26 protein-coding genes and 1 CRISPR repeat array are annotated in these 25,418 nt (G+C 39.1%); of the genes, 18 read left to right on the top strand and 8 right to left on the bottom strand.

Annotated elements, in window-relative coordinates; all coding sequences use genetic code 11:
* Positions 1-107: 107 nt before the first annotated feature.
* Positions 108-833, bottom strand: coding sequence for a GntR family transcriptional regulator (locus DLJ48_RS00315; protein ID WP_128684891.1), 726 nt, complete (start codon positions 831-833; stop codon positions 108-110).
* Between the two features lie 181 nt (positions 834-1,014).
* Between DLJ48_RS00315 and DLJ48_RS00310 the strand changes: the two genes are divergently transcribed.
* From DLJ48_RS00310 to DLJ48_RS00295, 4 genes are read left to right on the top strand one after another with little or no spacing between them, the layout of a single operon-like run.
* Positions 1,015-2,400 (top strand): glycoside hydrolase family 1 protein, encoded by a 1,386-nt coding sequence (locus DLJ48_RS00310; RefSeq protein ID WP_128684889.1) that lies wholly within the window; start codon positions 1,015-1,017, stop codon positions 2,398-2,400.
* A 17-nt stretch (positions 2,401-2,417) separates the two neighbouring features.
* A complete protein-coding gene (locus DLJ48_RS00305) occupies positions 2,418-3,752 on the top strand; it encodes a PTS sugar transporter subunit IIC (RefSeq protein WP_128684887.1) in 1,335 nt (444 codons plus the stop codon).
* A 26-nt stretch (positions 3,753-3,778) separates the two neighbouring features.
* Positions 3,779-4,087 (top strand): PTS sugar transporter subunit IIB, encoded by a 309-nt coding sequence (locus DLJ48_RS00300; protein WP_128684885.1) that lies wholly within the window; start codon positions 3,779-3,781, stop codon positions 4,085-4,087.
* Positions 4,088-4,097: 10 nt separating this feature from the next.
* Entirely contained in the window at positions 4,098-4,418 is a 321-nt protein-coding gene (locus DLJ48_RS00295; protein ID WP_128684883.1) for a PTS sugar transporter subunit IIA, read from the top strand.
* A 54-nt stretch (positions 4,419-4,472) separates the two neighbouring features.
* On the opposite strand, the gene DLJ48_RS00290 is transcribed toward DLJ48_RS00295, so the two are convergent.
* Positions 4,473-5,264, bottom strand: coding sequence for a zinc-binding alcohol dehydrogenase family protein (locus DLJ48_RS00290; RefSeq protein ID WP_419776162.1), 792 nt, complete (start codon positions 5,262-5,264; stop codon positions 4,473-4,475).
* Here DLJ48_RS00290 and cas9 point away from each other — a divergent pair.
* The 5 genes from cas9 to csn2 all read left to right on the top strand — a co-directional run bounded on the left by cas9 (position 5,149) and on the right by csn2 (position 11,162).
* On the top strand, positions 5,149-8,361 hold the full coding sequence (gene cas9 / locus DLJ48_RS00285) for a type II CRISPR RNA-guided endonuclease Cas9 (protein WP_336622554.1): 3,213 nt from the start codon (positions 5,149-5,151) through the stop codon (positions 8,359-8,361). The two genes, DLJ48_RS00290 and cas9, sit on opposite strands and share 116 nt — an antisense overlap.
* Complete coding sequence (locus DLJ48_RS00280; protein ID WP_161566088.1) at positions 8,354-9,124, top strand: Cas9 endonuclease PAM-interacting domain-containing protein; 771 nt, start codon at positions 8,354-8,356, stop codon at positions 9,122-9,124. The genes cas9 and DLJ48_RS00280 overlap by 8 nt, the downstream gene beginning before the upstream one ends.
* Positions 9,125-9,362: 238 nt before the next feature.
* Positions 9,363-10,178, top strand: a complete 816-nt coding sequence (cas1, locus tag DLJ48_RS00275) for a type II CRISPR-associated endonuclease Cas1 (protein ID WP_243148602.1) — start codon at positions 9,363-9,365, stop codon at positions 10,176-10,178.
* 1 nt (position 10,179) lies between these two features.
* Positions 10,180-10,500: a CRISPR-associated endonuclease Cas2 gene (gene cas2 / locus DLJ48_RS00270; RefSeq protein WP_128684873.1), complete on the top strand. Its 321-nt coding sequence runs from the start codon at positions 10,180-10,182 to the stop codon at positions 10,498-10,500.
* Positions 10,497-11,162 (top strand): type II-A CRISPR-associated protein Csn2, encoded by a 666-nt coding sequence (gene csn2 / locus DLJ48_RS00265; RefSeq protein ID WP_128684871.1) that lies wholly within the window; start codon positions 10,497-10,499, stop codon positions 11,160-11,162. The genes cas2 and csn2 overlap by 4 nt, the downstream gene beginning before the upstream one ends.
* Before the next feature lie 32 nt (positions 11,163-11,194).
* Positions 11,195-12,748: a CRISPR direct-repeat array (repeat unit 36 nt; unit sequence GCTTCAGTTGTATGTCAGATTAATGGGGTGACACCC).
* A 335-nt stretch (positions 12,749-13,083) separates the two neighbouring features.
* On the opposite strand, the gene DLJ48_RS00260 is transcribed toward csn2, so the two are convergent.
* Both DLJ48_RS00260 and DLJ48_RS00255 read right to left on the bottom strand, forming a co-directional pair.
* Positions 13,084-13,455 carry a type II toxin-antitoxin system PemK/MazF family toxin gene (locus DLJ48_RS00260; RefSeq protein WP_243148601.1) on the bottom strand — a complete coding sequence of 124 codons (372 nt, stop codon included), beginning with the start codon at positions 13,453-13,455 and terminating at the stop codon, positions 13,084-13,086.
* Positions 13,433-13,684, bottom strand: a complete 252-nt coding sequence (locus tag DLJ48_RS00255; protein ID WP_128684869.1) for an antitoxin of toxin-antitoxin stability system — start codon at positions 13,682-13,684, stop codon at positions 13,433-13,435. The genes DLJ48_RS00260 and DLJ48_RS00255 overlap by 23 nt, the downstream gene beginning before the upstream one ends.
* Positions 13,685-13,859: 175 nt before the next feature.
* Between DLJ48_RS00255 and DLJ48_RS00250 the strand changes: the two genes are divergently transcribed.
* Together DLJ48_RS00250 and DLJ48_RS00245 are read left to right on the top strand one after the other, a co-directional pair.
* The gene (locus tag DLJ48_RS00250; RefSeq protein ID WP_128684867.1) at positions 13,860-14,915 is read left to right on the top strand and encodes an ABC transporter permease; all 1,056 of its coding nucleotides are present in this window, start codon (positions 13,860-13,862) and stop codon (positions 14,913-14,915) included.
* A 14-nt stretch (positions 14,916-14,929) separates the two neighbouring features.
* Complete coding sequence (locus DLJ48_RS00245; RefSeq protein ID WP_128684865.1) at positions 14,930-15,601, top strand: ABC transporter ATP-binding protein; 672 nt, start codon at positions 14,930-14,932, stop codon at positions 15,599-15,601.
* A 73-nt stretch (positions 15,602-15,674) separates the two neighbouring features.
* Here the strand turns inward: DLJ48_RS00245 and DLJ48_RS00240 are convergent, their stop codons facing one another.
* Entirely contained in the window at positions 15,675-16,517 is an 843-nt protein-coding gene (locus DLJ48_RS00240; RefSeq protein WP_128684864.1) for an aldo/keto reductase, read from the bottom strand.
* 156 nt (positions 16,518-16,673) lie between these two features.
* Between DLJ48_RS00240 and DLJ48_RS00235 the strand changes: the two genes are divergently transcribed.
* Both DLJ48_RS00235 and DLJ48_RS00230 read left to right on the top strand, forming a co-directional pair.
* Positions 16,674-18,014 carry a dihydrolipoyl dehydrogenase family protein gene (locus tag DLJ48_RS00235; protein ID WP_128684862.1) on the top strand — a complete coding sequence of 447 codons (1,341 nt, stop codon included), beginning with the start codon at positions 16,674-16,676 and terminating at the stop codon, positions 18,012-18,014.
* 94 nt (positions 18,015-18,108) lie between these two features.
* On the top strand, positions 18,109-18,675 hold the full coding sequence (locus DLJ48_RS00230) for a dihydrofolate reductase family protein (protein ID WP_128684860.1): 567 nt from the start codon (positions 18,109-18,111) through the stop codon (positions 18,673-18,675).
* 25 nt (positions 18,676-18,700) lie between these two features.
* Here DLJ48_RS00230 and DLJ48_RS00225 read toward each other — a convergent pair whose 3' ends face one another.
* On the bottom strand, positions 18,701-19,573 hold the full coding sequence (locus tag DLJ48_RS00225; RefSeq protein ID WP_128684858.1) for an N-acetylmuramoyl-L-alanine amidase: 873 nt from the start codon (positions 19,571-19,573) through the stop codon (positions 18,701-18,703).
* 3 nt (positions 19,574-19,576) lie between these two features.
* Complete coding sequence (locus DLJ48_RS00220) at positions 19,577-20,020, bottom strand: Fur family transcriptional regulator (RefSeq protein WP_128684857.1); 444 nt, start codon at positions 20,018-20,020, stop codon at positions 19,577-19,579.
* Positions 20,021-20,238: 218 nt separating this feature from the next.
* On the opposite strand from DLJ48_RS00220, the gene DLJ48_RS00215 reads away from it, so the two are divergent.
* From DLJ48_RS00215 to DLJ48_RS00195, 5 genes are all read left to right on the top strand, one after another.
* Positions 20,239-21,087 carry a metal ABC transporter solute-binding protein gene (locus tag DLJ48_RS00215; protein WP_243148708.1) on the top strand — a complete coding sequence of 283 codons (849 nt, stop codon included), beginning with the start codon at positions 20,239-20,241 and terminating at the stop codon, positions 21,085-21,087.
* A 46-nt stretch (positions 21,088-21,133) separates the two neighbouring features.
* Positions 21,134-21,802: an ABC transporter ATP-binding protein gene (locus tag DLJ48_RS00210; protein ID WP_128684853.1), complete on the top strand. Its 669-nt coding sequence runs from the start codon at positions 21,134-21,136 to the stop codon at positions 21,800-21,802.
* Positions 21,803-21,830: 28 nt separating this feature from the next.
* Positions 21,831-22,628 carry a metal ABC transporter permease gene (locus DLJ48_RS00205; protein WP_128684851.1) on the top strand — a complete coding sequence of 266 codons (798 nt, stop codon included), beginning with the start codon at positions 21,831-21,833 and terminating at the stop codon, positions 22,626-22,628.
* Between the two features lie 172 nt (positions 22,629-22,800).
* Positions 22,801-23,634, top strand: coding sequence for a DegV family protein (locus DLJ48_RS00200; RefSeq protein WP_128684849.1), 834 nt, complete (start codon positions 22,801-22,803; stop codon positions 23,632-23,634).
* Between the two features lie 111 nt (positions 23,635-23,745).
* Complete coding sequence (locus DLJ48_RS00195) at positions 23,746-24,933, top strand: SAM-dependent methyltransferase (RefSeq protein WP_128684847.1); 1,188 nt, start codon at positions 23,746-23,748, stop codon at positions 24,931-24,933.
* A 56-nt stretch (positions 24,934-24,989) separates the two neighbouring features.
* Here DLJ48_RS00195 and DLJ48_RS00190 read toward each other — a convergent pair whose 3' ends face one another.
* Positions 24,990-25,418 carry a universal stress protein gene (locus DLJ48_RS00190; RefSeq protein ID WP_128684845.1) on the bottom strand — a complete coding sequence of 143 codons (429 nt, stop codon included), beginning with the start codon at positions 25,416-25,418 and terminating at the stop codon, positions 24,990-24,992.

Genomic DNA, 25,418 nt, shown 5'->3' with positions numbered 1-25,418 from the left:
ATGGGTGTTTTCGTGTTTTGCTAAATTAAAAATAGCCTGAATTATCAGACTATTTTTTGTTTCGTAAACTTGAATATACTCATAACGAAATTATTGAATAGACATGTTTATCTTTCGAGGTTTGATTTCACGAAAACCGTGACATTGCCTTTATCATAACGATGCCGAGTTCTAGAAAATTCAAAAGCGATTCCATTATCTAGATATACTGTCTGGCTTACTTCTAAAACTGGATCTCCATCCACGCAATTCAAAAACATTTTATCGTAATTGTCAGGCTTGACAGCGCCTATTTTTCTAAAAGCGGAGCCAATTCTGAATCCTAGATCGGACTGAATATAGTGATAAACAGATTTCTTAAGCACTTCATCTGAAATACCCGGAATTACTTTAACTGGCATTTTGCTGTATTCTAACGCATATGGTTCCTTATCAACTATTCGAAGTCGAATAATGTCATATAAAAGTTCTTTTTCAGATATGTTCAATGCTTCTTGCTCTGCATTGTCAGGATAGCGAATTAGAAATTTAATAATCTGACTTTCAACGACATGTTTATTACCTAAAAGACTCGTCGTTCCAACGTACTGATCGACGCCGAGGTCAGTCTGCACAATCAAATCAGCATTTTTTGAAACAAAAGTGCCAGATCCTTGTTTACTATGAATCAATCCTTCTGCGGATAAAATATTGAGTGACTTCTGAATCGTCATGCGACTAGTAGCAAATATTTTAGCAAGAGTTTTCTGGTCTGGAAAGGGATCATGATCACTATATTTGTGATTGCTGATATCTTTACGCAATATGTTTGCGATTTCGATGTACTTTGCCATATTTTCCTCTTAAGTAATTTTAGTTCTGTTTTATTATGACAAAAAATTTTTTTATTAAACCAATTTTATTATTTGATAATAAAATGAGTTTACAATTAAAAAAAAGAATTTACATTTAACTAAAAAGAACATATAATTAATTTGTAATCATTGAAAGCGCTTTCATAAAGGATTACGGGAAATGGAGATATTTCGTGTGGGGAAATTAAAAAAAGATTTTTTCTGGGGAAATTCAACATCGAGCATGCAAACTGAAGGAGCATGGAACGAGGGAGGCAAAGGTCTATCAATTTATGATATAAAACCAAGTACAGAAAATAGCTCTGACTGGAAAATTGCCATCGATGAGTACCACCGTTATCCAGAAGATATTAAAATTATGAAAGATTTGGGAATGAACTTTTACCGATTTCAGATTTCCTGGAGCCGAATTCAACCCGATGGGGAGGGAGAATTTAACCAAGAAGGGATTGATTTCTATCGTCGTTTTATTAGTGAACTTCTTGACGCTGGTATTGAACCCATGATTTGTTTATATCATTTCGATATGCCTTTAGCATTAGCAAAAAAATATAATGGTTTTTTGAATCGCAGAGTAGTTGACTTATTTTTTGAATATGCAAAAAAAATGATAAATATATTTGGCGACCAAGTAAAATACTGGCTGACCTTTAATGAACAAAACTGTTTTAGTTTGAGTTCTGCGTTTGCTAGCAGCGGTTATCTCAATGGTGGCAAGACTGTGAGAGAACTGTATCAAATTCAGCATAATATTATTTTGGCTCATTGTCGTATAGCTAATTACGTTCATGATTTAAAACCTGATTTACTAATTGGCGGCATGGAAGCTTTTCAGGAGGTTTATCCAGCCAGTGCTTTACCAGCTGATGTGGAGGTAGTTAGGAAGTACAAAGAGTTTGTTGATTATAATCTATTGCGTATTTTTACTGAAGGAAAATATTCATCGGAAGTTGTTTGTTTCATGGAAAAGAATCATATTGAAGATATTTTAAAAGTATCCGATCTTGCGGAAATATCGCGTAATAGGAGTGACTTCATCAGTTTTAGTTATTACACCACTACCACTTTGACTAGCAGTGAAATACCAATCGCTTCCGTTCCAAATTACTATGGCGAGGCTGGTTACAAAAAAAATCCGTACCTACTTTCAAACGAATGGAATTGGCAGATAGATCCTCAAGGTTTTTATGGTATTTTAATGGATTTATTTAATCGAACGCATCTACCAATTTTTCCCATCGAAAATGGTATCGGAGTCAGAGAAAACTGGGATGGCAAGCACCAAATCAATGACGACTATCGTATTTATTATCATCGTGTTCATATTCAAGCACTTGAGAAAGCAGTTAGTGATGGCGTTGATGTCATTGGGTATTTGGGTTGGGGATTAATTGATATCCCTAGTTCACGCGGAGATGTCGATAAAAGATACGGTGTAGTTTATGTCAATCGCACCAATCATGAATTACTAGATTTGAAAAGAGTTCCAAAAAAAAGTTATTACTGGCTGCAAAAAGTAATTAAATCCAATGGTACGGAATTGTAAAAGTAAGAGGTGAAAAAATGGATAATTCCGAAAAAAAATCAACAGGAAAAAAAGTATTGGATAAATTTTCAGATTTCTCTGCAAGAGTAGGAAACGAAGTACATTTAAGATCTCTTCGTGATTCTTTTGCAATGATTATGCCCCTTTTTATCCTAGCTGGAGTAGCAGTGCTAATTAATAATGTTATCTTTCCACTTATTGCAAGTGGAAACAGCTTAGTTAATTTACAGTTTTGGGGCAACATGGTCACGAATGGCACACTTAACATTGCTGGTTTAGTATTAGCACCCGTTATTGGCTACACATTGGCAAGGAACAAAGGTTTTGAAAATGCTTTGTTACCCGCAGTTATTGCACTTTCAAGTTTGGTAATTGTAATGCCTTTTACTTTAAATGTGATTCCGGTTGGTGCAACTAAAACGGTCAATGTTTCTGGTATCTTATCATTTTCTAATTTAGGCACAACGGGTATGTTTGCTGGCATTATCATCGGATTAGTCGCAACTGAAATATTTATGCGTCTTTCAAAGATCAAACACTTGAAAATTAACATCGGTGGAAACGTACCACCATCAGTCTCCGCATCATTCAGTGACATGATTCCGGTAATTATTACACTGAGTTTTATGGCGCTTCTATCAGCCCTTCTGCTAGTATTAGGCAAAACCAATTTAATCGCATTAATTACCAATTTGATTCAAGAACCTCTCAGGAGATTTAATACTAGTTTACCAGGCATGTTGTTCATTTATAGTTGTGGTAATTTCCTGTTTACATTAGGAATTCATCAAACTGTGATTAATGGTACTTTATTGGATCCAGTATTACTAATTAATATGAACAAAAATATGGCAGCTTATGCCGCACACAAAGCAATTCCTTATATACTTACAAATACTTTTAGAGATACTTTTGGCATGATTGGTGGTACGGGATCGACGCTATGTTTGCTGATTGCAATTTTTATCTTTTCTAAGCAACGGGCCAGCAAGAATGTTGCCAGTCTTGCTGGTGCACCTGGAATATTTAATATCAATGAGCCGGTTATCTTCGGATATCCAATTGTCTTTAATATTCCGATGATGATTCCATTTGTGTTGCAACCGGTTATTGGTATTTTAATTGCTTATTTTTTCACCAGCATTGGTTGGATGAGCAGGGTTGTTGTGCTGATTCCGTGGACAACACCACCACTATTAAGTGCGTATTTAGCAACTGCAGGTGATTGGCGAGCGGTACTTGTACAATTATTGATCATCATATTTGGCGTTGCATTCTATTTGCCGTTCATGAAAATAAGTGAACGTGTAGTGGCTAGAGAAACAGCCTTAGCAAGTAAGAAAACTGTTTGACGAATACAAATTGTGGAGGTAATTAAATGACTACTAAGAAAATTATGCTTGTATGTTCAGCTGGCATGTCAACAAGCCTTTTAGTTAAAAAAATGCAAGAATCAGCCGTAGCGATAGGAGAAGAAGTTAGTATTTTTGCTACTTCTGCTTCGGATGCCCAAAATAAATTGGATTCAGAGCATCCAAATATTTTGATGTTGGGGCCACAGGTTAAATACCTATTAAGTGATTTTCAAAGGAGGCTGACTATTCCCGTGGAAGTAATTAATATGCAAGATTATGGCCTGATGAATGGCAAAAATGTGTTAACTCAAGCACTGAAAGATATTGGATAAAGAGGAATTCATGATAGAAGACTTTGAAAATCAAGATGTTATCATGGGGCTTATCATAAGTGGTGGCAACTCTAAAGGTGCTTCTTTTGAGGCTATAAAAGCTGCTAAAACAGGTGATTTCACTAAAGCTGATGCAAAGCTTAAAGAGGCAGATCAATTTTTAACGGAAGCCCATAATTCTCAAACCCAGATGCTCACTAACGAAGCAAATGGTATTCATGCCAAAATGAGTTTATTAATGGTTCATGCTCAGGACCATGTGATGAATGCGATAACTTTCAGAGACTTAGCTGGTGAGATTGTTGATTTATATCGATCAACAAGAAAATAGTTAGTCAATTTTTAAAACATTGTATTTTAAGTACTGGCAGAACCCAGTGCTTTTTTATCCTTCGCTTACCCGCAGCACATTAGCGCCTTGGACATCGCCGTGGGAGAGATCGATCAGTGCTTTGTCGGCTTGATCGAGCGGGTATTCTGTAATTTTTGGATGAATTTTCAAACGGCTGGCCAAAGTTAAAAACTCTTCACCATCTTTACGTGTGTTGCTTTCAACGCTAGTGAGAACTTTTTCGTGAAAAATGTGGCTGTCATAACTTAAACTGGGAATATCAGTCAAGTGGATACCGGCAATCACTAAGCGACCGGTAGGAGCAAGACTTTCCAATGCCATAGGCACGGCGTTTCCGACCGGCGCAAAGATGATCGACGAATCCAGTTTGACAGGGGATGGATCATAGGTATCTTGAACTGACGCTGCTCCGAGCGCTAAAGCTAGATTTTGTGCGTCTTTACCACGAGTGAAAACATGTACTTCGATCCCTTGCGCAATGGCTAATTCAGCGGTCAAATGAGCCGAACCGCCAAAACCGTAAAGACCTAGACGGCCGCCCGCGGGCAGCTGAGCTTGTTTGTAAGCCCGGTAACCGATGATGCCGGCACAAAGCAGCGGGGCAGCGGTATTTGATTTAAAAGCAGCTGGGATTCTGTAGGCAAAAGCTTCTGGGACAGTGGCATATTCAGCATAGCCGCCATCATGATCCCAGCCTGTATAGATTGAATTGGGACACAGGTTTTCGCGACCAGATCGGCAAAAAGCACAGACACCGCAAGTCCAGCGCAGCCATTGGCGATTGGGCTTGTTGAATGAAATCTTTACTCCGACTTTATCAGATATGGATGAGAATTTTATTCGGCGTCTCAAGTATTCTTGGGTAAATCCAAATGATGAAGCGAATTCTAGCCATTTTTATGGTGGATATCTTTTTGGGTCAAAAGAAAAAGACCAACAATTTCATTTAGATTATCCTACGATTTACCACTTACGACAAAAATTAGTGATAGATGATTCTAAACACGATTTGCGTGAGATTTATTTGGCGATTCATCATATTGTTAAGTATCGTGGTAACTTTTTGAACCCAGCTGAAAAAATTAATACTGAAAATGCTTTTAATGCAAAACATTTCTCTGATGGCTTAGATAACTATATTAGCTATGTGAGTGATGATAATTTTGCTGTATCGATCACTGATTTAATTGAATTTGAAAAAGCAGTCACAAATTTAAAGTTGAAAAATAATAGTCAACGAATAGATGCGGCGAAAGCAGCCATGTCTTTTGATAGCAAAAATAACCGCGTTCGTGTGGAAAGCATTCTTAAAGCAATACTGGGTAATCAAGCTGATTTATCCAAAATATTTAATAAAGAAATTGAAAATAAAGATGATTTAAAAAAATGGAAAATTTTCTTTTCCGATGAAACGATTGACGATGAAATTGAAGGACTTCGCGGCGAACTTACTGAAGAAGAGAACGAATTTTTGGATAACTTAAAAGAAGCCTATGATGGGTTGACGCTTAAATCCATTCTGGGAGACGAAAACAGTATTTCCGCTGCGATGGTCAGATCCTATGACAACTATCATCGCGATTGGGAAACGATTAAAACTCAGGTCAGAAATTCGAGTAATAGCAAAGAAATAAAGCGAGCTTATGCATTAATAATTTCTCCTGACGAAGATATTATTAAAAAGGGCAGGGAAGCTTTTAAGAAAATTATTAGTGAGTCCTCTGTTGCAGATTCTGTAAAAAATGATTTACTGAATAAAATAGAAAATGATACTTTCTTAGTAAAACAGCGCACAAAACGTAACGGTGTGTTGCCAAATCAATTGCATGTTCAAGAACTGGAACAAATCATTAATAAACAATCAAAATTCTATCCTTTTCTTGCGGACACTTTTACGCAAGAAGGAAAAACGCAGTTCAAACTAGTTGCTTTAGCTAAATTTCGTGTTCCTTATTATGTTGGTCCACTCGTTGAAAAAGATAAGGTGACTGGTGACGGTACAAACCATTGGATGATTAGAAAAGATGAAACAGGCGTCATAACACCTTGGAATTTTTCTGAAAAAGTGGATAAAGATGCTTCAGGCGGACAATTTATCAAACGCCTGACAGGAACTGATACCTATTTGATCGGTGAAGAAACACTAGCTGAAAATTCTTTGTGTTATCAGAAATTCAATGTTTTACAGGAACTTAACAATATTAGAATCGACAATAACGGCAGGTATTCTCGACTATCAGTCGTTGATAAGCAAAATATTTATGAACATATTTTTAAACAGCAAAGAAATGTTTCAGCTGCTGATATTTCTAACTATTTAGAATCGCAGTATGGCAAAAGAGTCATGATTACGGGACTTTCTAGTAATGAAAAGAAATTCAATAGTTCTTTAAAAAGTTTTCATGATCTAAAAAAGAATTTTACGGATGATTTTTTGAATGATCCCGTAAATAATAAAGTTCTGGAAGACATTATTGAATTGCAAACTGTTTTTGAAGACAAGCAGGTTCTACACCACAATCTCAGCAAAATTGCTATCCTCACTCAGGAACAAATAGACAAGCTTTCAAATACTCATTACACAGGCTGGGGCAGACTATCCAGTAAGTTGCTGAATACTAGAATGGTTTCGATCCAATTAACAAATGATTTGGAAAACCAAAAACATAGCATTCTTGAGTCGTTATATGACAGTGATAAAAACTTGATGGAAATTATCACCGATGATACGTTGGGTGCCAAGCAATGGATCGAAAAAGAAAACAATGCTCAAGCAAAGGACAGCAGTATTGGTGATTTGATAAATGATTTAGCTGGCGCGCCTGATATCAAGCGCGGTATTCGGCAATCATTTGCAATATTAGATGACTTAGAGAAAGCCATAGGTAATAAACCAGATAGGGTCTATTTGGAATTTGCCCGTGAAAACCATGGTTCAGCACAAAAAAATTCAAGATTATCCGCAGTTCAAAAACTATATAAAACTATCCAGAAATCTGGTGTATTAGCTGAAATTAGTCGTGAACTAGAAAATGAAACCAAAGAACACTTACAAGATGATCAATTATTCCTTTACTATCTTCAACAAGGCAAGGATATGTACACTGGCAAATCAATTGATCTCGATAAAATATCGGCAAATTATGATATTGATCACATCATTCCACAAGCTTATATCAAAGATGATTCACTAGATAATCGTGTACTTGTTAATAAAGAGTCAAATGCCAGAAAAACTGATTCACCCTTTTATCTGCAAGATGTACAAGAAAAACAAAGGGCCTTTTGGCAATCCCTTGCTCAACAAGGCTTTATGAGTAAAGAGAAATTAAGGAGGCTGACAAGACGAGGAACTGATTTTTCCGAGAATGAAAAAGAACATTTTATTGCTAGACAATTAGTTGAAACAAGGCAAATTATCAAAAACGTGGCTAGTTTGATAGATACTTATTACAAAGGTGAAGTTAAAGCTGTTGCAATTCGTTCAGCGCAAACTTCAGATATGCGCCGCTATTTGCATGTGAACAAGAATCGAGATATCAATGATTTTCACCATGGCTTCGATGCGCTGATGATCTCAACTGTTGGTAAATATATTGAACGTCGAAATCCTAAAAGTGACAAGGTATTCTTGTATAACGATTTCGACCATTATTCCAAGGAATGGCTGAAGAAATCTCGCGTTGATCATAAAGATGACAGTGCACGTGTGAATACTTTCGGCTATATCGTTGGCAGCATGCGTTCTGCTTCCAACCTGAATAGGATCAACAAAGAAACCGGGGAACTTGTCTGGAACGAGACTGATAAGCAGTATCTGCTTCGTGTTTTGAATTATAAAAATATTAATGTCACTCGTATGAGCGGCATTCATGATGGTAAATTGTACAACGAGACTATCTATAAAAAGTGTTTTGCATGACAAAACTAAAAGAAAATTAGTACCGTATAAAGGAGATAAAGATCCGCAATATTATGGTGGATTTAGCTCGACGACATCGGCTTATTCTGCATTGGTCAGAGTTAATAAAAAAGACGACCATAGTAATGTTGTTGTTAAAATTCCACTCGCAATTGCTAATCAAATTGAAAGAAAATCTACAACAGTTTATGACTATATATCGTCACTTAAAATCAAAGGATTCGAAACGGTTATTTTGGATTCGATCAAATTAGGGCAACTCGTGAGAGAATCGGATGGATCCTTATTCTTTTTGGCTTCATCTGAGTACAAACACAATGCAAAAGAGCTTTGGGTGCCTAATGATATATATCAGACAGTCGGAAAAGACTTGGTTACGACATCACCTAATAAAGATGCCTTAGCTAAAATATTTAATACTTTAACTTCATTGGCGGTTGAAAAACGCTTTAATTTTTATGCAAAAGATGTAGTCCACTTGCGTTCATTAAAAAATAATTTTTTGCAACTAGATTTGTCGGATCAACAGAAGTTGCTGAGTGACTTAATTTATATATTAGGAAATAATGCTGGATACCGGGATCCGATAAAGAAGTATTTCAAAACAGAAAAGGCTTGGACATCACTTCAAACTAAAGGCAATGGCCAGGGTGGTATCAAGTTGAGTGATGGTGCGGAATTTATATTTCAATCACCAACTGGTCTTTTTACGAGAACGATATCTGTTACTGATCTTTATAAGAACAAAAAGACGAAGGAATAATTCCTTCGTCTGAACGGTACTATATGTATTTGGCCATAAGGCCGAACCACTTTCGTGAAACAGTTAAGCTTGGCCGAAGCCTTGCGTTACTTCAATTCTGTATGTCAGATTAATGGGAGACACCCACTAATATGGAATGACTGATTCCACGCATTGAATATAACACAATTCGAAGGGACTTTGCAATATGGCTTGGCGTTCAATTCTAGTAACACAGCAAGCGAAAATTTCTTTTAAAATGAATCAGATAATTGTTCAGACTTTGGATGATATTAAACAAATTCCTATAGATGATATTGAAATTTTAATTGTTGGTACGACACGTGTTGCGATTACATCATATGCAATCATGATGTGCATTAAAAGTAATGTCAAAATTATTTTTACGGATGAACATTCTTCACCAATTGGTGAGATTGATCCTTATTATTCTAATCACGATCGTAATCGACACATACTTAGCCAAATTTCTTGGTCCAGTACAAAAAAGAATTTATTATGGCAGCAGATAACAATTTGCAAAATTAGGAATCAAGCTAACTTATTAAACAAGCTTGCTTTAGATGGTGAATCTATTTACAAATTATCAAATCAGGTAGAGAATGGTGATTCCGATAATCGAGAAGCAGTTGCAGCCAGAATGTATTTCCCTAGACTATTTGGGGATGGTTTTACGCGCCGAAATTCTGAGGATGATATCAATGGCATTCTAAATTATGGTTATTCAGTTTTGCTTTCTTCAATGAATAGAGAAATAAATGCGGCTGGTTATTTTACTAATTTGGGTATTCACCATAAGGGCATTGAAAATCAATTTAATCTTGCTTCAGACTTAATTGAGGTTTTTAGGCCGTTTGTGGATGAAATAGCTTATAAACATGCAATTGAGATGCTGAATCAGAATATTAAAATTGAATTAATTGATGTGTTAAATCATTCATTTATTTTGAATGACAAAGAAACACTTGTCAGTAATGCGATGACCGAAATAGTCCGAGATTCAGTTTCTTTTTTGGATGAGTCGACGCCGCACTTATTAGCTTGGAAATTTTAATATGAGGTATCGAGTAGTGAGATTAATGCTATTTTTTGATCTTCCAACTTTGACTAGCAATGATCGACGTAATTATCGGCAGTTTAGAAAAGAACTGATCAAAGAAGGATTTTTAATGATTCAAGAAAGTGTTTATGTACGTATTGTGACTAATAAATTAACGGCAGAATTTATGGAAAAAAGATTATCCAGTATTGCGCCTGAGGAAGGTATTATCCAAACTTTGATTGTGACGGAAAAGCAATATGCGAGTATGAAATTTTTAGCTGGCGAACAGATTGACGATGTCAGAAATTCTGATGATAAAGTTGTGGTTATATGACAATTAATTTGACTTTTTATCCATTCGACCCCTTTGAATTAGGCAAAGGACTGACTGTTATTGCGACAGATTCAATACAATTTTTTTGGAAATTTGAACAAATGCTTAAAAATCAGGATGATAATTTGGTTCTGAGTTCAGATTTCAAGCCATTATCACTGGAGAAAGAAATTATTTTTGCTGGTGATATTGCCGGTGGCTTTGAAGCCAACTCTTTTTTTGCTAAAAAAATTCAATCTTTGTTTTTGAGCTACTTAAGTGATGAAACTACCAAACAATTATTTGATCTAGATCGACAGATCAAACAGCAACTTAATAAAATAATTTTTAGTAATGATCTACCCATTAAAATTTCTGATGAATGGTCGACGGCGATGCTGGTTAAAAGTCAAAATTTATCTTTGGATACGGGAGAAGCAAGCTCCGCCTATGATAAAATCGATGACATAGTAAACGTTATGAGTGAATTACACGATACACGCTTATTAGTTTTGACAAATTTACATCTTTATTTAAAAAAAGAACAGATTGACTATCTGTCAACTTTTTTAAATGCAAAAGGGGTGAAAGTTCTTTCTGTAGAACTTTCAGAAGAAAGAGTCCTGTTATCTGATGAATCTAGCAAGTCATACTTTATTGATAAAGATTTCGTACAGTTTTAAACCTATTGTGCTTGAGTACGAACATGTGGTCTGCTTCAGTTGTATGTCAGATTAATGGGGTGACACCCCCAATTGTCCGTAAACGTAGTCGTCTTTCAGCTTCAGTTGTATGTCAGATTAATGGGGTGACACCCATTGCTAATATCAATAAAGCAATTAGTTGGGCTTCAGTTGTATGTCAGATTAATGGGGTGACACCCTTGTGACTTGTATACCAACAGCGTCAGATAGCTTCAGTTGTATGTCAGATTAATGGGGTGACACCCTTTATATAGTGATTTAATAGATGATATGAAGCTTCAGTTGTATGTCAGATTAATGGGGTGACACCCCTCTTGGGCTTGCTCTTCGTTGATTCCATGCTTCAGTTGTATGTCAGATTAATGGGGTGACACCCGTTGGCTTGCAAGTTACCAATAGCTCCCTCGCTTCAGTTGTATGTCAGATTAATGGGGTGACACCCTGTCAATTCTGCGATGGCTTCGTTTGAAATGCTTCAGTTGTATGTCAGATTAATGGGGTGACACCCCGCAAGTGTGATAGAGAAGCTCGGATATTCGCTTCAGTTGTATGTCAGATTAATGGGGTGACACCCCTAAGGCAGCCAACAAGTTATCGTAACCATGCTTCAGTTGTATGTCAGATTAATGGGGTGACACCCTGATACGCCAGCGTGCATTTTCGACGTCCAGCTTCAGTTGTATGTCAGATTAATGGGGTGACACCCTTACAAAAAAGATTTAGCAAGTCCGAGTTCGCTTCAGTTGTATGTCAGATTAATGGGGTGACACCCCAAGAAAAGCTAAAAAGGAGTCACAGAATGGGCTTCAGTTGTATGTCAGATTAATGGGGTGACACCCAGTGTAAGGGGTTTTCATGTTTTCATTGATGCTTCAGTTGTATGTCAGATTAATGGGGTGACACCCATGACAGAGCGGTATAAGCTCGCTGATACTGCTTCAGTTGTATGTCAGATTAATGGGGTGACACCCAACACCAGCGAGGTGGAGCGCATCAATCGCGCTTCAGTTGTATGTCAGATTAATGGGGTGACACCCAACTAAATATTCCCGCAGCTGGTATTATTAGCTTCAGTTGTATGTCAGATTAATGGGGTGACACCCTGCCACTGGCTTCAATACGACTTAGACCGCGCTTCAGTTGTATGTCAGATTAATGGGGTGACACCCTGCCACTGGCTTCAATACGACTTAGACCGCGCTTCAGTTGTATGTCAGATTAATGGGGTGACACCCCGAACCAGACTTTGATGAAGACACCGATACGCTTCAGTTGTATGTCAGATTAATGGGGTGACACCCGTGATTTCTTGCCGATTGTCTTCGCAGTCCGCTTCAGTTGTATGTCAGATTAATGGGGTGACACCCGAATTAAACTGATCGCAGTCTTTGAACCGCGCTTCAGTTGTATGTCAGATTAATGGGGTGACACCCGAATTAAACTGATCGCAGTCTTTGAACCGCGCTTCAGTTGTATGTCAGATTAATGGGGTGACACCCCTTTGTGATTATATAAATTCCAAAATTTCTGCTTCAGTTGTATGTCAGATTAATGGCGACACCCCCCGATTGAATGACCCCAGAGCTATATTTGGATGCTTGCTATACTTTTGATAGCATTAAATTTATTTTTTATTATCACTAATTCAGCCAACAATTGCACGTTTTGCATAATGAGCGGTGCATAAGGACTTTGCTAAGCAAGGAATATATCTAACTCTCACTAACCAAAATGGATTAATAATGATGACAGTTAAAATGAAATCAATTTAAAAAAGACCAATCAAGGTCTTTTTTATGAAACATCCATGCCACTCTTAGCAATGCGGCAATTAGATGTTCCTTATTGTTCTTAGCTAGATCCATTTAATTGTTCTGAAATAGCAATAGTCACTGACTGGTTAAGCCAAAACATCTAAGATGACTTGTTTGACTTGAATAAAGGTCGGGGTGGCTAACAAATCAACTTTAACCGCTTGACGTTGACGAAAGTCAAAAGTGAAAAACTGGAAGGGATTGATATAACCGTCCACTCGATCTGTGTTGACCAAAACGAAATATTCATGCAGGTGATTCGCCTGTGCATGCGTGATCGGACAAACAGCCACTAATCCAGTAACTTGACTATAGCCTGCATTACTAATCACTAATGCAGGGCGACGCTTTTGAATCTCACGGCCACGAGATGGGTCGAAATCAATAATAATCAGATCCTGCTGATCAGGAATATAAGTGGGATCGAAAACCAATTCAGTCGCTGAGTTCTGTGCCAAGCAAAGGCCCCCCGATCTCTTCAGGCTGGATCATGTTGTGATGGGCGGCTACCCAATTTTTGTCTTTAAATGGATTTTGATGAGTGGGGACGTAGACGATCATGCCGTCTCGACCTTGGAAAACTTGGTAGGTTTGTGCTCGTGGCTTAATTTCTTTAGGGACTGTCAGAATGTTTGAGTTGCCAGACTTTCTGATTTTGACGGCTGCCCCAATAATTGTATCAACCATTAGTTTTTCCTCCGTATCTCTTTGTATATATTAAGTATATACGACGGTGGGTTTGAAAACAAGTGAGTGTTCTAAATGAGTGACGAACTAGATTGATGTTTGATAAGCAATTAGGCCATTTTTTCAGACCCATGTTTCACTTATCGATAAGATTTATAATTAAGCACATCGGATTATGTATTTAGCGATCAAAGAAATGCTGCATGAGCGACTGCGCTACAGCTTATTAACGGGTATTTTAGCCTTGATTGCTTTGGTAGTTTTTGTCTTGTCTGGACTAGCCATGGGTTTGTCGCAAGGCAATCGTTTAGCGATCGACGATTGGCAGGCATCTGAAGTTTACCTGAATAAAAATGCGAATAAAGTTTTGGCAGCCTCGCAGCTAAGTACGAGCGATTTAAAAAAAGTGCAGGCTCGATCTAAGGCAGCGGTAGCTGTATATGCCGCAGTTCTCCAGTCCAAGACTACTAAAATCAATGTCAGTGTCTTGGCGACTTCGAATAAAAGTACGATCATGCCTCGAGTACTGCATGGCAAACAAATTACCGCTGTCGATCAAGTACTCGTTTCGCAAAATTTACTTGCACAAGGTGTCAAAATTGGCCAGCATATCTTGCTTGGGCCTGATAAAATAGCCACGAAAATTGTTGGTAGTTATGGAAAAAGCACCTATAGTATCGTACCGACCGTCTACACAAATTTATCAACGATGAGTCGTATCAAAGGTCAAAACACGAACCCTTCAAATTTGATTAATGGGATCGTGGCGACGAAAAGTCATTTTTCCACGACACAGCATCAGGGTCTGCAAAAATTATCAATCGCGGATTTTATTAATAATTTACCAGGGTACACGGCACAACAATCGACTTTGAATGGCATGATCTATTTTCTCTTCTTTATTGCACTGGCAATTGTTGGTATTTTTATGTTCATTCTGACTTTGCAAAAACGCAAATTATTTGCTGTCATGAAAGTACAAGGCATTAGCAACCGGGAAATTTTGACGAGCATTTTATTTCAAGCAGCTTTGATGAGTGCGATAGCAGTTGTGATCAGCTTGATTTTGACGATCATCATGGCTGTCAGTTTGCCTAGCCAAGTCCCTTTTTACTTCCAGACAAGTCAACTGCTGATCGATAGTCTTTCGTTATTTTTGGCAGCTGTCATCGGTGGATTGGCGTCATGGCCTAGCGTTAAAAATATCGACCCCGTTATTTCGATTGGCTGAGAGGAGCAAAGCGGATGACAGCAGTTTTAGAATTGGATCATGTTTTTAAAAAATTTGGTCAGGGACATACCTTGGTGACGGCTTTGAATGATGTGACATTTCAAGCTGCTAGGGGTGAATTTGTGGCGGTTATTGGGCCATCAGGGTCAGGCAAGAGCACTTTTTTAACGATAGCAGCCGGTCTGCAGCAGGCGACTAGCGGGCGGGTTCTGTTAAACGGTCAACAGCTTGACCAGCAAAGCGAAAATCAGCGCTTATCTTATCGTTTTCAGCAGGTGGGTTTTATATTGCAATCATCAAATTTAATGCCATTTTTAACGGTTCAAGAACAGTTTATTTTAGTCGATAAATTAGCTCACCGTGCTTTTCGAAAAGAACGTTACGAACAATTCCTGACTGATTTAGATTTAGATCACCTATCTGCTTCTTTTCCCAATCAGCTATCTGGCGGCGAACGTCAGCGGGTCGCAATCGCACGTGCTTTATATAATGATCCAAGTGTTATTTTAGCAGATGAACCGACGGCCAGCTTAGATACGGAACGTTCTTTGGATGTCGTTCAGCGCTTGGCGGATGAAGCTCATAAACGACAAAAAGCAATTGTCATGGTGACACACGATACGAGATTGATCAAAAAGTGTGACAGCGTCTATGAAATTATTGACGGCAACATGCAAAAAAATTAAAAAGGATCGAAATCTTTAGCGATAGGACTGTTTTCAATATAAAAAAACTCAGCTGTTTAGCTGGGCTTTTAAGTTATTTTCCTAATTTATTTAAGCTTTTGAAATCTTCATCAGTCAAGTCGATATCTTGAGCTGCAATATTGTTGATCACGTGCTCGGAATTAGCACTTCCTGGAATCGGTAGAATGACTTCTGAGCGTTTCAGAAGCCAAGCCAAGGCTAACTGAGCTGGACTAGCGTGGTACTTTTCTGTCAACTTGACGAGTTTTTTGTTGTCTAGCAATTTGCCAGTGGCTAATGGAAACCAAGGAATAAATGCAATATGATGCTTTTCCGCATATTCCAAAACGTCTTCGTCATGACGATCGACCAAGTTGTAACGATTTTGCACTGATACGATCGGCACGATCTTGCGGACCGCCTTAATTTGTTTGACCGAGACTTGGCTCAGACCGATATGTTTGATTTTGCCTTCCCGCTGCATATCTTTGAGAACATTGATTTGATCGGCTAAATCAACCTCTGGATCAATGCGATGCAGCTGGAGCAGGTCAATATGATCCAATCCAAGCGTGTAAAGATTTTCTTCGACTTGCTGTCTCAAATAGGCTGGTCGGCCAACCACAGTCCATTGGTCAGGTCCTTGACGCGTGAAGCCGACTTTTGTGGCTACGATGACTTTGGCATCCGGACGCTGTTTTAAAGCTTCTTTAACATAGAGATTAGCAAACAAAGGGCCGTAAGCGTCTGCTGTATCAATGAAGTTAACGCCGTGATCAATTGCCGTATCAATGACTTTGACTGCAGCAGCTGGATCGGCCGCTGGTCCCCAAACGCCTTTTCCAGGCAGCTGCATGGTACCGTAACCAAGACGATTGACCGTCAGATCATCGTCAAATTGAAAGGTTTTCTGCATGATTTTTTCCTCTTTTTGACTAGCATACTTGCTTGGGATTTATTAGTCAAAGTATTTGTAAAAATAAGATTTTCACTAGCCTGCTTATCTATTGTAAGCGCTATTTAACAGGTGTAACCTAGAAACTATAGATCAATAATAATTGGAGGATTTACAATGTCTACTAAACAATATGATTACGATGTTCTTTATATCGGAAGCGGCCACGGTACCTTTGATGGTGCGATTCCGTTGGCTGCCAAGGGATTCAAAGTGGCGATCGTTGAGTCGGGATTAATTGGTGGCACTTGCCCAAACCGCGGCTGTAATGCCAAGATCACACTGGATGCACCTGTTGTTTTGCAGCGCCAATTTGAAGATTTAAAAGGGATCGTTGATGGCAGTCTTTCAATTAATTGGCAGAAAAATGTTGCGCACAAAGATGAGGTTATTGGTGGTTTGCCAGACTTTATTTCAGGACTTCTTAAATCAGTGGGCATCGATGTCCTGAGCGGTCACGGCAGTTTTCAAGATGCTCATACGGTTCTTGTTGATGGCCAAGCTAAAACAGCCGATAAAATTGTCCTCGCAACTGGTTTGCATCCGCATCGTTTAAATATTCCTGGCAGTGAGTTAGCTCATGACAGCAGTGAGTTTATGAATTTAGCGACATTGCCGAAGCGTTTAGCGATTATCGGTTCTGGTTATATTGCGCTGGAATTTGCCACGATAGCGAATGCTGCCGGCGCCGAAGTGACTGTGGTCACACACGGCGATCGTGCTTTGCGCAAGTTTGATAAAAGTTTTGTACAAATAGTGGTCGATGATCTGCAGGATCGCGGTGTTCAATTTGCTTTTAACACGGCTGTCACTTCTTTTGAAAAGGCAGATGATGCCTTTGTTGTCAAGGCTGCTGATGGCTTTGAACTAGCTAGCGACTGGGTCTTAGACGCGACCGGCCGTATTCCAAATATCGAGAATATCGGCTTGGATAAAGTTGATGTTGCCTATAATGCGCACGGCATTATTGTCAACGATCATTTGCAGACGAATATTGACAATATTTATGCTTCTGGGGATGTGATCGATAAGACACAGCCCAAGCTGACGCCGACTGCCATTTTTGAGTCGACTTATTTGAAGCAGCTGTTTGCTGGCGAAACAACTGCAGCGATCAAGTATCCAGCGATCCCATCAGTTGTTTTCACATCGCCCAGATTAGCTGAAGTCGGTGTGAGTCCTGAAACAGCTGCGGCTGATCCCGAGCATTATACGATCGAAAGCCATCATATCCCTGATGATTGGTATCGCCAGGTCGGCAAAGAAAAGTTAGGTGATAATCGTTTGATTTTTGATAAGGAACATCATTTAGTTGGTGCTACAGAAGTGAGTGCGCAGGCTGATGATGTGATCAATACCTTGCTGCCAGCGGTTGAATTTAAGTTCGGTCCGGCTGAATTGGGTCGCTTGGTTTACTTGTTCCCATCAATTTCATCCTCGGCTTTCGGCCAATTATAAAATAAAAACCGGTCTTAAATGGCCGGTTTTTTAGTGAAAGTGCTGTTTTCCAAACAGCCGCTGTTAAAAGTGATCATTGGGAGGAGAAATTAAAATGGCCAAACTGATTTACGCGATCAACATGTCTTTGGATGGCTACATTGAAGATGCACAAGGCAATTTGGACTGGTCTATCTCAGATGACGAACTATTTGCATTCTGGACTGATTTTCAGCGGTCGATTAATACCTGCCTATACGGCCGCCGAATGTATGAGTCGATGGTTTACTGGGAAACGGCCAGAGCTGAATCCAGTGGCCATAAGGCAGCAGCCACGCGGAAATTTGCGCAGCTGTGGCAGCAGAGCCGAAAAATCGTGTATTCTCGAACACTGCAGACAGTTTCAAGTGCCAGAACGCATGTTGAACGTCAATTTGATGGTGATGTAATCAAGAAGCTCAAGGCGTCTTCAGAGGCTGACATGTCAATCGGCGGTGCGAAACTTGCTGGACAAGCGATGCATGCAGGACTGGTTGATGAGCTGCATTTATTAGTTGATCCGATTATTTTGGGCGGTGGCAAAGCCGCTTTGCCAAGCCAACTTGAGTTCAAGCTTGACTTGCTTAATGAGCGTCGTCTCCAAAGCGGCGTTGTAGATCTACACTATCGTATGCTTGTCTAACTCCGCTGCTGGAATTTAAGCTGTTTTAGTTAAAATAACTTTTCGCGTTTTGCAAAATATCCCGGGCAATTTTTTCTTGGTAGCTGGCTTTTTGAATATAAGCAAAATCATCATCATTATCCATAAAACCCATTTCGATCAAGATCGCCGGTCGTGTATTGTCTCTAAGAACTTCAAAATTACCATAAGCCACACCACGATCATACAAGGGTAAATTGTTAAAACGCTTATCAAGACTTATCGCAAATTTATCAGCATTGTGATGGTATTTGAACACTTCATATCCTTGGGCTGCATTTTGGACACCAGCTGAATTAAAATGAAAACTAATATAAAGGTTTGCCTTAACACGATTAGATAGATCGACCCGGTGAGCCAAAGAGACAGTCTTATTGCTTTTCCGCGTCATGATCACATTGACTTTTTCTGCCTTCAATAAGCGATAAGTTTTCAAAGCTGTCAGCAGGGTATAGCTTTTTTCCATCGCACCATTGGCGGCCAGCGTCCCGGAATCAATACCGCCGTGGCCTGGATCCAAAACAATAGTCGTTTCGGCTAAACGACCGTCTGTTTTAGCATTGTAACTGCTTTGATCGATCAGCCAAGAAGCGACCCATCCCTTTTGGTTACCGCTAGCGACATACCACCAGCTGGTATTTTTATTTTTGCTGATGACCTTAATGCGTTTTCCTTGATTAAGCCGACTGACGATACTACTTTTCGGGGAAGGCGATGAACACAAGTTGATCGATTGCGCAGTGATTTTGCTTTCGGTAAAAAAACTGCCAATTTTAAAAATTGCTAATCCAATCACGATCAGCGTTAAAATGCCAGCAATGAGCTGCCTCGGGCGGCTTTTTTTAATGTGATTGATCACGAAACTGCTTATTTTTTTCATGGATCAGTTGACCAGCGCCTGTTTAGCCAAACACCCGTCGCAGATGCCTGTGATCTCTACCTGCTGTTTAAGTATTTTGCAACCAGTGACTTGATCTTGAAAATAATCGGCACTCATTTCTTTTAGTTCGATCACACGGCCGCAAATTTGGCAAATAAAATGATAGTGGTCAAGATTATTGAAATCACACTGATATTTGACAAATTTCCCGCCAGCCAGCGGCCGCTGCTCAACGAGATGGGCATCTTCGAATTCTTGGAGGTTGCGATAGACAGTTTGATAACTCATATTGGCGTATTTTTGACGCATATGTTTATCAATGTCTGTGATCGAAACATAATGATCCTGATGATCTATCAAGTAGCTGATAATATCTTGGCGTTGATTAGTGACCTTCATACCGGCTTTTTTAACCAATTTTAAGGCAGTTTTTAACTCTTTTTTCAATTTTTTTGCCCGCTTTCTTGCCCCTTTATCATAACAAGTAATGATTACTATGTACATTTTTTTGTGCTAGGATAGAAAGTAATATTTACCATTTAAAAATAAATTGCTATTTGGTTTTTATTGAAAACATCTTGGGGAGCGTTATGTCTAGTAAAAATAATTATCGAAAAATAGGAGCCGTGATCCTTGCGATCTTCGCCATTACCGTCTTTTTGTTCATGAATATTGGCGGAAAAAATAATTCAGCGCAAGGCAGAGCGAAGTCGTCAAAAATCAAAGTTGTTGCCTCGGTGGATTTTTATGGCGAGGTCGCCAAAGCTGTTTTGGGAAATAAGGGGACAGTCACATCCGTGATTAAAAACCCAAACATTGATCCACACGATTATCAGCCGACTAGCCAAGTGGCTAAGACAGTCAGCCAAGCTGATTTTGTCCTTTACAATGGTATCGGTTATGACACTTGGATGACCAAATTAGCTGATAATTCCAGTAAGACGGCCAAGATTCGTGTTGGTGAGGATCTATTAAATAAGAAGAACGGTGACAATCCACATCTTTGGTATCAATCGAAAACAATGCCGAAATTAGCTAATTATTTAGCTGATCGTTTTAGCAAAGCACAGCCTAAAAACAAAGCTTATTTTAAAAAGAATGCCGCCAAATTTATCAAAAGTATCAAACCAATTCAAACGAAACTGACACAATTAAGTAAAAATAGTCATAATAAACTCGTTGATGTCAGCGAACCGGTCTTCGATTATGCTTTAGCAGAATTAGGATACAAAGAAAACAATACTCATTTTGCCAAGTCAGTCGAGGACAGTACAGACCCGGCACCAAAAGATATTAAGACGATGCAACATGATATGACAAGCGGCAAGGTGGCCTTCTTCGTTGAAAACACTCAGGCTAGCGATAAAATTGTGAAGAATATTGTTAAACTAGCCAAAGCACACAATGTGCCAGTGCTGAAAGTGACTGAGACAATGCCCCGTGGCAAGAATTATAAGCAATGGATGCTTGATCAATTGGCAGCGTTGGCAAAAATTCAGAAGACCAGTAAATAAAGTAATGTGGTGTGAATCATGACGCGAGAATCTAAGGAGCAGCATTTTGAAACAAATGACAGATTTTATTGAAGCAAAAAAAATATCACTCAGTTTTTCGAATCATGACATTTTTTCTGATCTTTCATTTAAAATTTTTAAAGGAGATTTTTTTTGTCTGATTGGCAAAAATGGTGTTGGCAAAACGACTTTAATTCGGACCCTGCTAGGCCAATTACATGAATCATCTGGTCAAATTCTATTCGCTGATCAATTTAAACAGTCGCCGTCATTTGGTTATGTACCGCAGTTTCGCAATATTGAAGCCGATTATCCTTTATCTATTCGCAATTTTGTCTCTTTACGACTTTATCGATCATTACGGCCTTGGCTTAGTAAAAGTGAACATGAAAATGTTGATCTCGCACTAAAAAGGCTTGGCATTTTGGACATTGCCAATCGTAAAATGGGGTCGGCTTCAGGAGGCGAAAAACAAAAAGCTTATCTAGCACAAGCGATTCTCTATGATCCACAATTATTGATTTTAGATGAATCAACGGCAAGTCTGGATACTGTTTCCAAAATCGATGTGATGAATGCAGTCAAAAATTTGAACGATAAATACGAGACAACGGTTATTTTGATCTCGCATGATCTGCCTTTGGTGGAAAAATATGGCAAACATTCTCTGCAGCTCCAAGGTGGTAATCGTTATTCATATAAAACGATTCATTAATTTCTCAAAGGACAATGGTGCTTATTAAATGTTTGCTTTAGAATTTATGCGGAATGCATACGTGGCCGGAACTTTGGTCGCGCTGGTCTGTGGACTCGTTGGTGTCTTTGCGATGGCTAGGCGCCTCTCTTTTTTAACCCATACACTCTCTGAAATTGGCTTTTCTGGTGCTTCATTTGCGATCTGGATCGGCGTCGCACCATTAAACGGTATGCTTTTTTTTACTTTACTGAGCGCAATTTTTACCGGAAAATTGAATAAAAGAAAGGAACAGAGTGATGCAGTTACTAGCGCTGTTTCGGCTTTATTTATGGGTCTTGGGGTCTTATTTCTGTCATTATCGAATAAAAATTCTTCTTATGCGACGAATATTTTATTTGGCAGCATTGTCGGTATTGATCAAGCTGAAGTTAGTCAGATTTTACTTCTTGCGATAGCGGTTTTGGCAGCCATGCTGCTTCTTTATCGTCGGTTGAAATTTACTTCATTTGATCCTGAAGGTGCCAGCATCATTTACAAACATGAAAATTTTTTATCTATTTTATTTTTGATTATTTTAGCTCTGTCTGTCAGCATTTCTGCTCAAATTGTTGGATCCCTGCTTGTCTTTGTTTTAATTACATTGCCCGCAGCCAGTTCGCAAAACTTCTGTCGTTCTGTCTCTGGACAGATCGCAGCAAGTATGACTTTGGCTTTGTTGGGAACTTGGACCGGTCTTTACTTAAGCTATGTGACCAATTGGCCGGTCACTTTCTTTATTTCGTCATTTGAGACAGCGGCCTTTCTGCTCTCGTTATTGGGGAAACGTCTAATGTTTCGAGCCTGATGTAGCTGTTTTTCAGTTAATTTTACGAAGCATTTTGAATTTAAAACAATTCTTAAAAAAGAAGAAAGGCCTTGTATTTTAGCCATATAATAGTTTTATTGATTATTTTTGAATGACTAAATAGAAATGTATGAATTTAGTTCATGTTTTTCATCTAATAAGGGGTGTAACAATGATTAGAGTTGTCACGGATTCAACTGCGCAATTGACTGAAGAGGAGATCGCTCGCCACCACATTATTGTGGTTCCGTTGCAAATCACGATTAATAATGAGGCCTTGCTGGACGGAATTGACATTAGCCGTGCTGATTTTTCAAAGGAGTTACAAGAGTCGGATGTTTTTCCACATACGAGTCAGCCATCGATCGGCCAATTTTTGTCCACCTATGATGAGCTTAGCAAAAAAGGGGACACAGTTATTTCGATCCATTTATCAGAAGTGCTCAGCGGAACTGTCAATGAAGCGCGGTCAGCTGCTTTGCAAACAGCTGCTGATGTAACGGTCATTGATAGTGGTGTCACGGATCGTTCGCTAGGATATCTAGTGCTTAGAGCGGCAGAAATGGCTGAAGCTGGTAAAAGCAAAGAAGAACTGCTGGCTAAATTAGCTATCCAAAAAAAGCAGACACACCTGTTCTGCTTTGTTAATAGTCTTGATTATTTAGTTAAGGGTGGTCGAGCAAGTCGAGCCATTGGTTTTTTCTCTTCTTTGATCAAATTGAAACTAGAATTGATTATGGAAAATGATCAGTTAAAGGTTTTGCATAAATGTCGTGGTCAAGTTAGTTTTCAGAAATTGATCTCTGATATGCTGCAGTCGGTCGTAGCTGAGGCGAAGATCAGTCAGGTTGGATTGTCTTATGTTGACAGCGATGAGGATGTACAGCGGATCGCTCATTTTTTGCATGAACATCGACCGGATATTCACGTCGTCACACGTCTGACCAGCCCAATTATTATGTCGCACGTTGGTCCGCGTGGTTTCGCTTTAATGTATGACGTATAACACCTTTTTTCCAAACTTATTTTTCGGGACTTATATCTTGGTTTATTTGCCTTTCACAGGCCAAGCGCGAGAGTGATACCATGAAAATGTTAGGAAAAATAAGGTGAAAGCATGTTAGAAAAAAATATTTATCGCCATTTACTCAGCCGTGCATTTGATATTCCTGTAACGGTTACCTATTGGGATGGCAAAACGGAAGCATATGGAAATGGCGAACCACAGGTCGGTATCAGTTTTAAAGAAGCCATTCCTGTCAAGCAATTAACAAATCAGCCCACTTTGACATTGGGTGAAGCTTATATGCAAGGTATCATTGATATCAAGGGCAGCATTCAAGAATTAGTCGCTTCAGCTTATCGCAACGCTGGCAGCTTTATCACTGATAAGGGCTTTGCAAAATTTTTGCCAAAGATGTCGCATTCAGAAGAAGCTAGTAAAAAAGATATTCGTAAACACTATGATATTGGTAACGATTTTTATCGTACTTGGTTAGATAAAACGATGACTTATTCATGTGCTTACTTTGAACATGATGATGATTCCTTGGAAACGGCGCAAATGAACAAGGTGCGTCATATTCTCTATAAATTGCATCCAACTGCCGGTGGTCGTTTATTAGATATCGGCAGCGGCTGGGGGACCTTGATCATTGCTGCAGCCAAAGAATTTCACTTGAAAACAGTTGGCATTACGCTAAGCCAAGAACAGTACGATTACACTTTGGAACAGATCAAGGCGAATCACTTAGAAGATCAAGTCGAAGTTCGCATGTCGGATTACCGTGATGTCAAGGATGAAAAATTTGATTACATTACATCAGTTGGCATGTTTGAACATGTTGGCAAAGAGAATTTAGGACTGTATTTTAAAACGATTCAAAAATTGTTAACGACAAACGGCCGCGCTTTGATTCATGGCATTACCGGCCAGCACCAAGGTGTTGGCGTTGATCCTTTTTTGAATAAGTATATTTTCCCCGGCGGTTATATCCCGCATGTTGCTGAGAATCTCGTTCATATTATGGAAGCCGGCTTGCAGCTGACTGACTTAGAACCCTTGCGTCGCCACTATCAATTAACCTTGGAACATTGGTACCATAATTATCACAAAGTTTTCGATCAGACGGCCAAGCTTTATGGCAAGGACTTTGCACGTATGTGGGATCTGTATTTGCAAGGTGCTGCTGCTTCCTTTGAGGCTGGTAATATTGATGTCATGCAGTTTTTGCTGACAAACGGGCCTAGCGGTGTTAAATTGCCGATGACACGAAACTATATTTACGAACAAGAAACGAATTGATGAAAAAACAGCTGGCCTTTGAAGGTTAGCTGTTTTTAATTTGGTATCTGATATTGTTATTTGACGATTAAAACATCAACTGCTGAATTACGAATGACATAGCTGGTATGAGAACCGATAACGAGTTTTTCAACCGCGTTCAAACCTGTGTTGCCTAGCACGATTAAATCAATGCCATGCTCAGCGGGATAATCACGAGCTAAAATTAGTTTGACATTGCCGATCAAGGCTTCGCCGGTCACGTCAATATTGAGTTTTTTGGCTTTTTCAATATAGGGAGCTAGCTTATCTTTGACCTGGTGGTACTGGTCTTGATAAAAGTCTTCACTGACGCCGAAGGAAGAATCCATACCGCGGTCACGATTGACGACCCATATGAGCGATAGGCTGGCCGATAAGGCCGTTGCTAAAGCACTTGCTGTTTCAAAAGCTTTATCGGATTGAGCTGAACCATCAATACCGACTAAAATTTTCTTATAAGCCAT

It is taken from the genome of Oenococcus sicerae (genome assembly GCF_004102045.2).
GTDB classification, from domain to species: domain Bacteria; phylum Bacillota; class Bacilli; order Lactobacillales; family Lactobacillaceae; genus Oenococcus; species Oenococcus sicerae.
The sequence above is the reverse complement of the archived record's forward strand: the minus strand, read 5'-3'. Positions and strand labels throughout refer to the sequence as shown.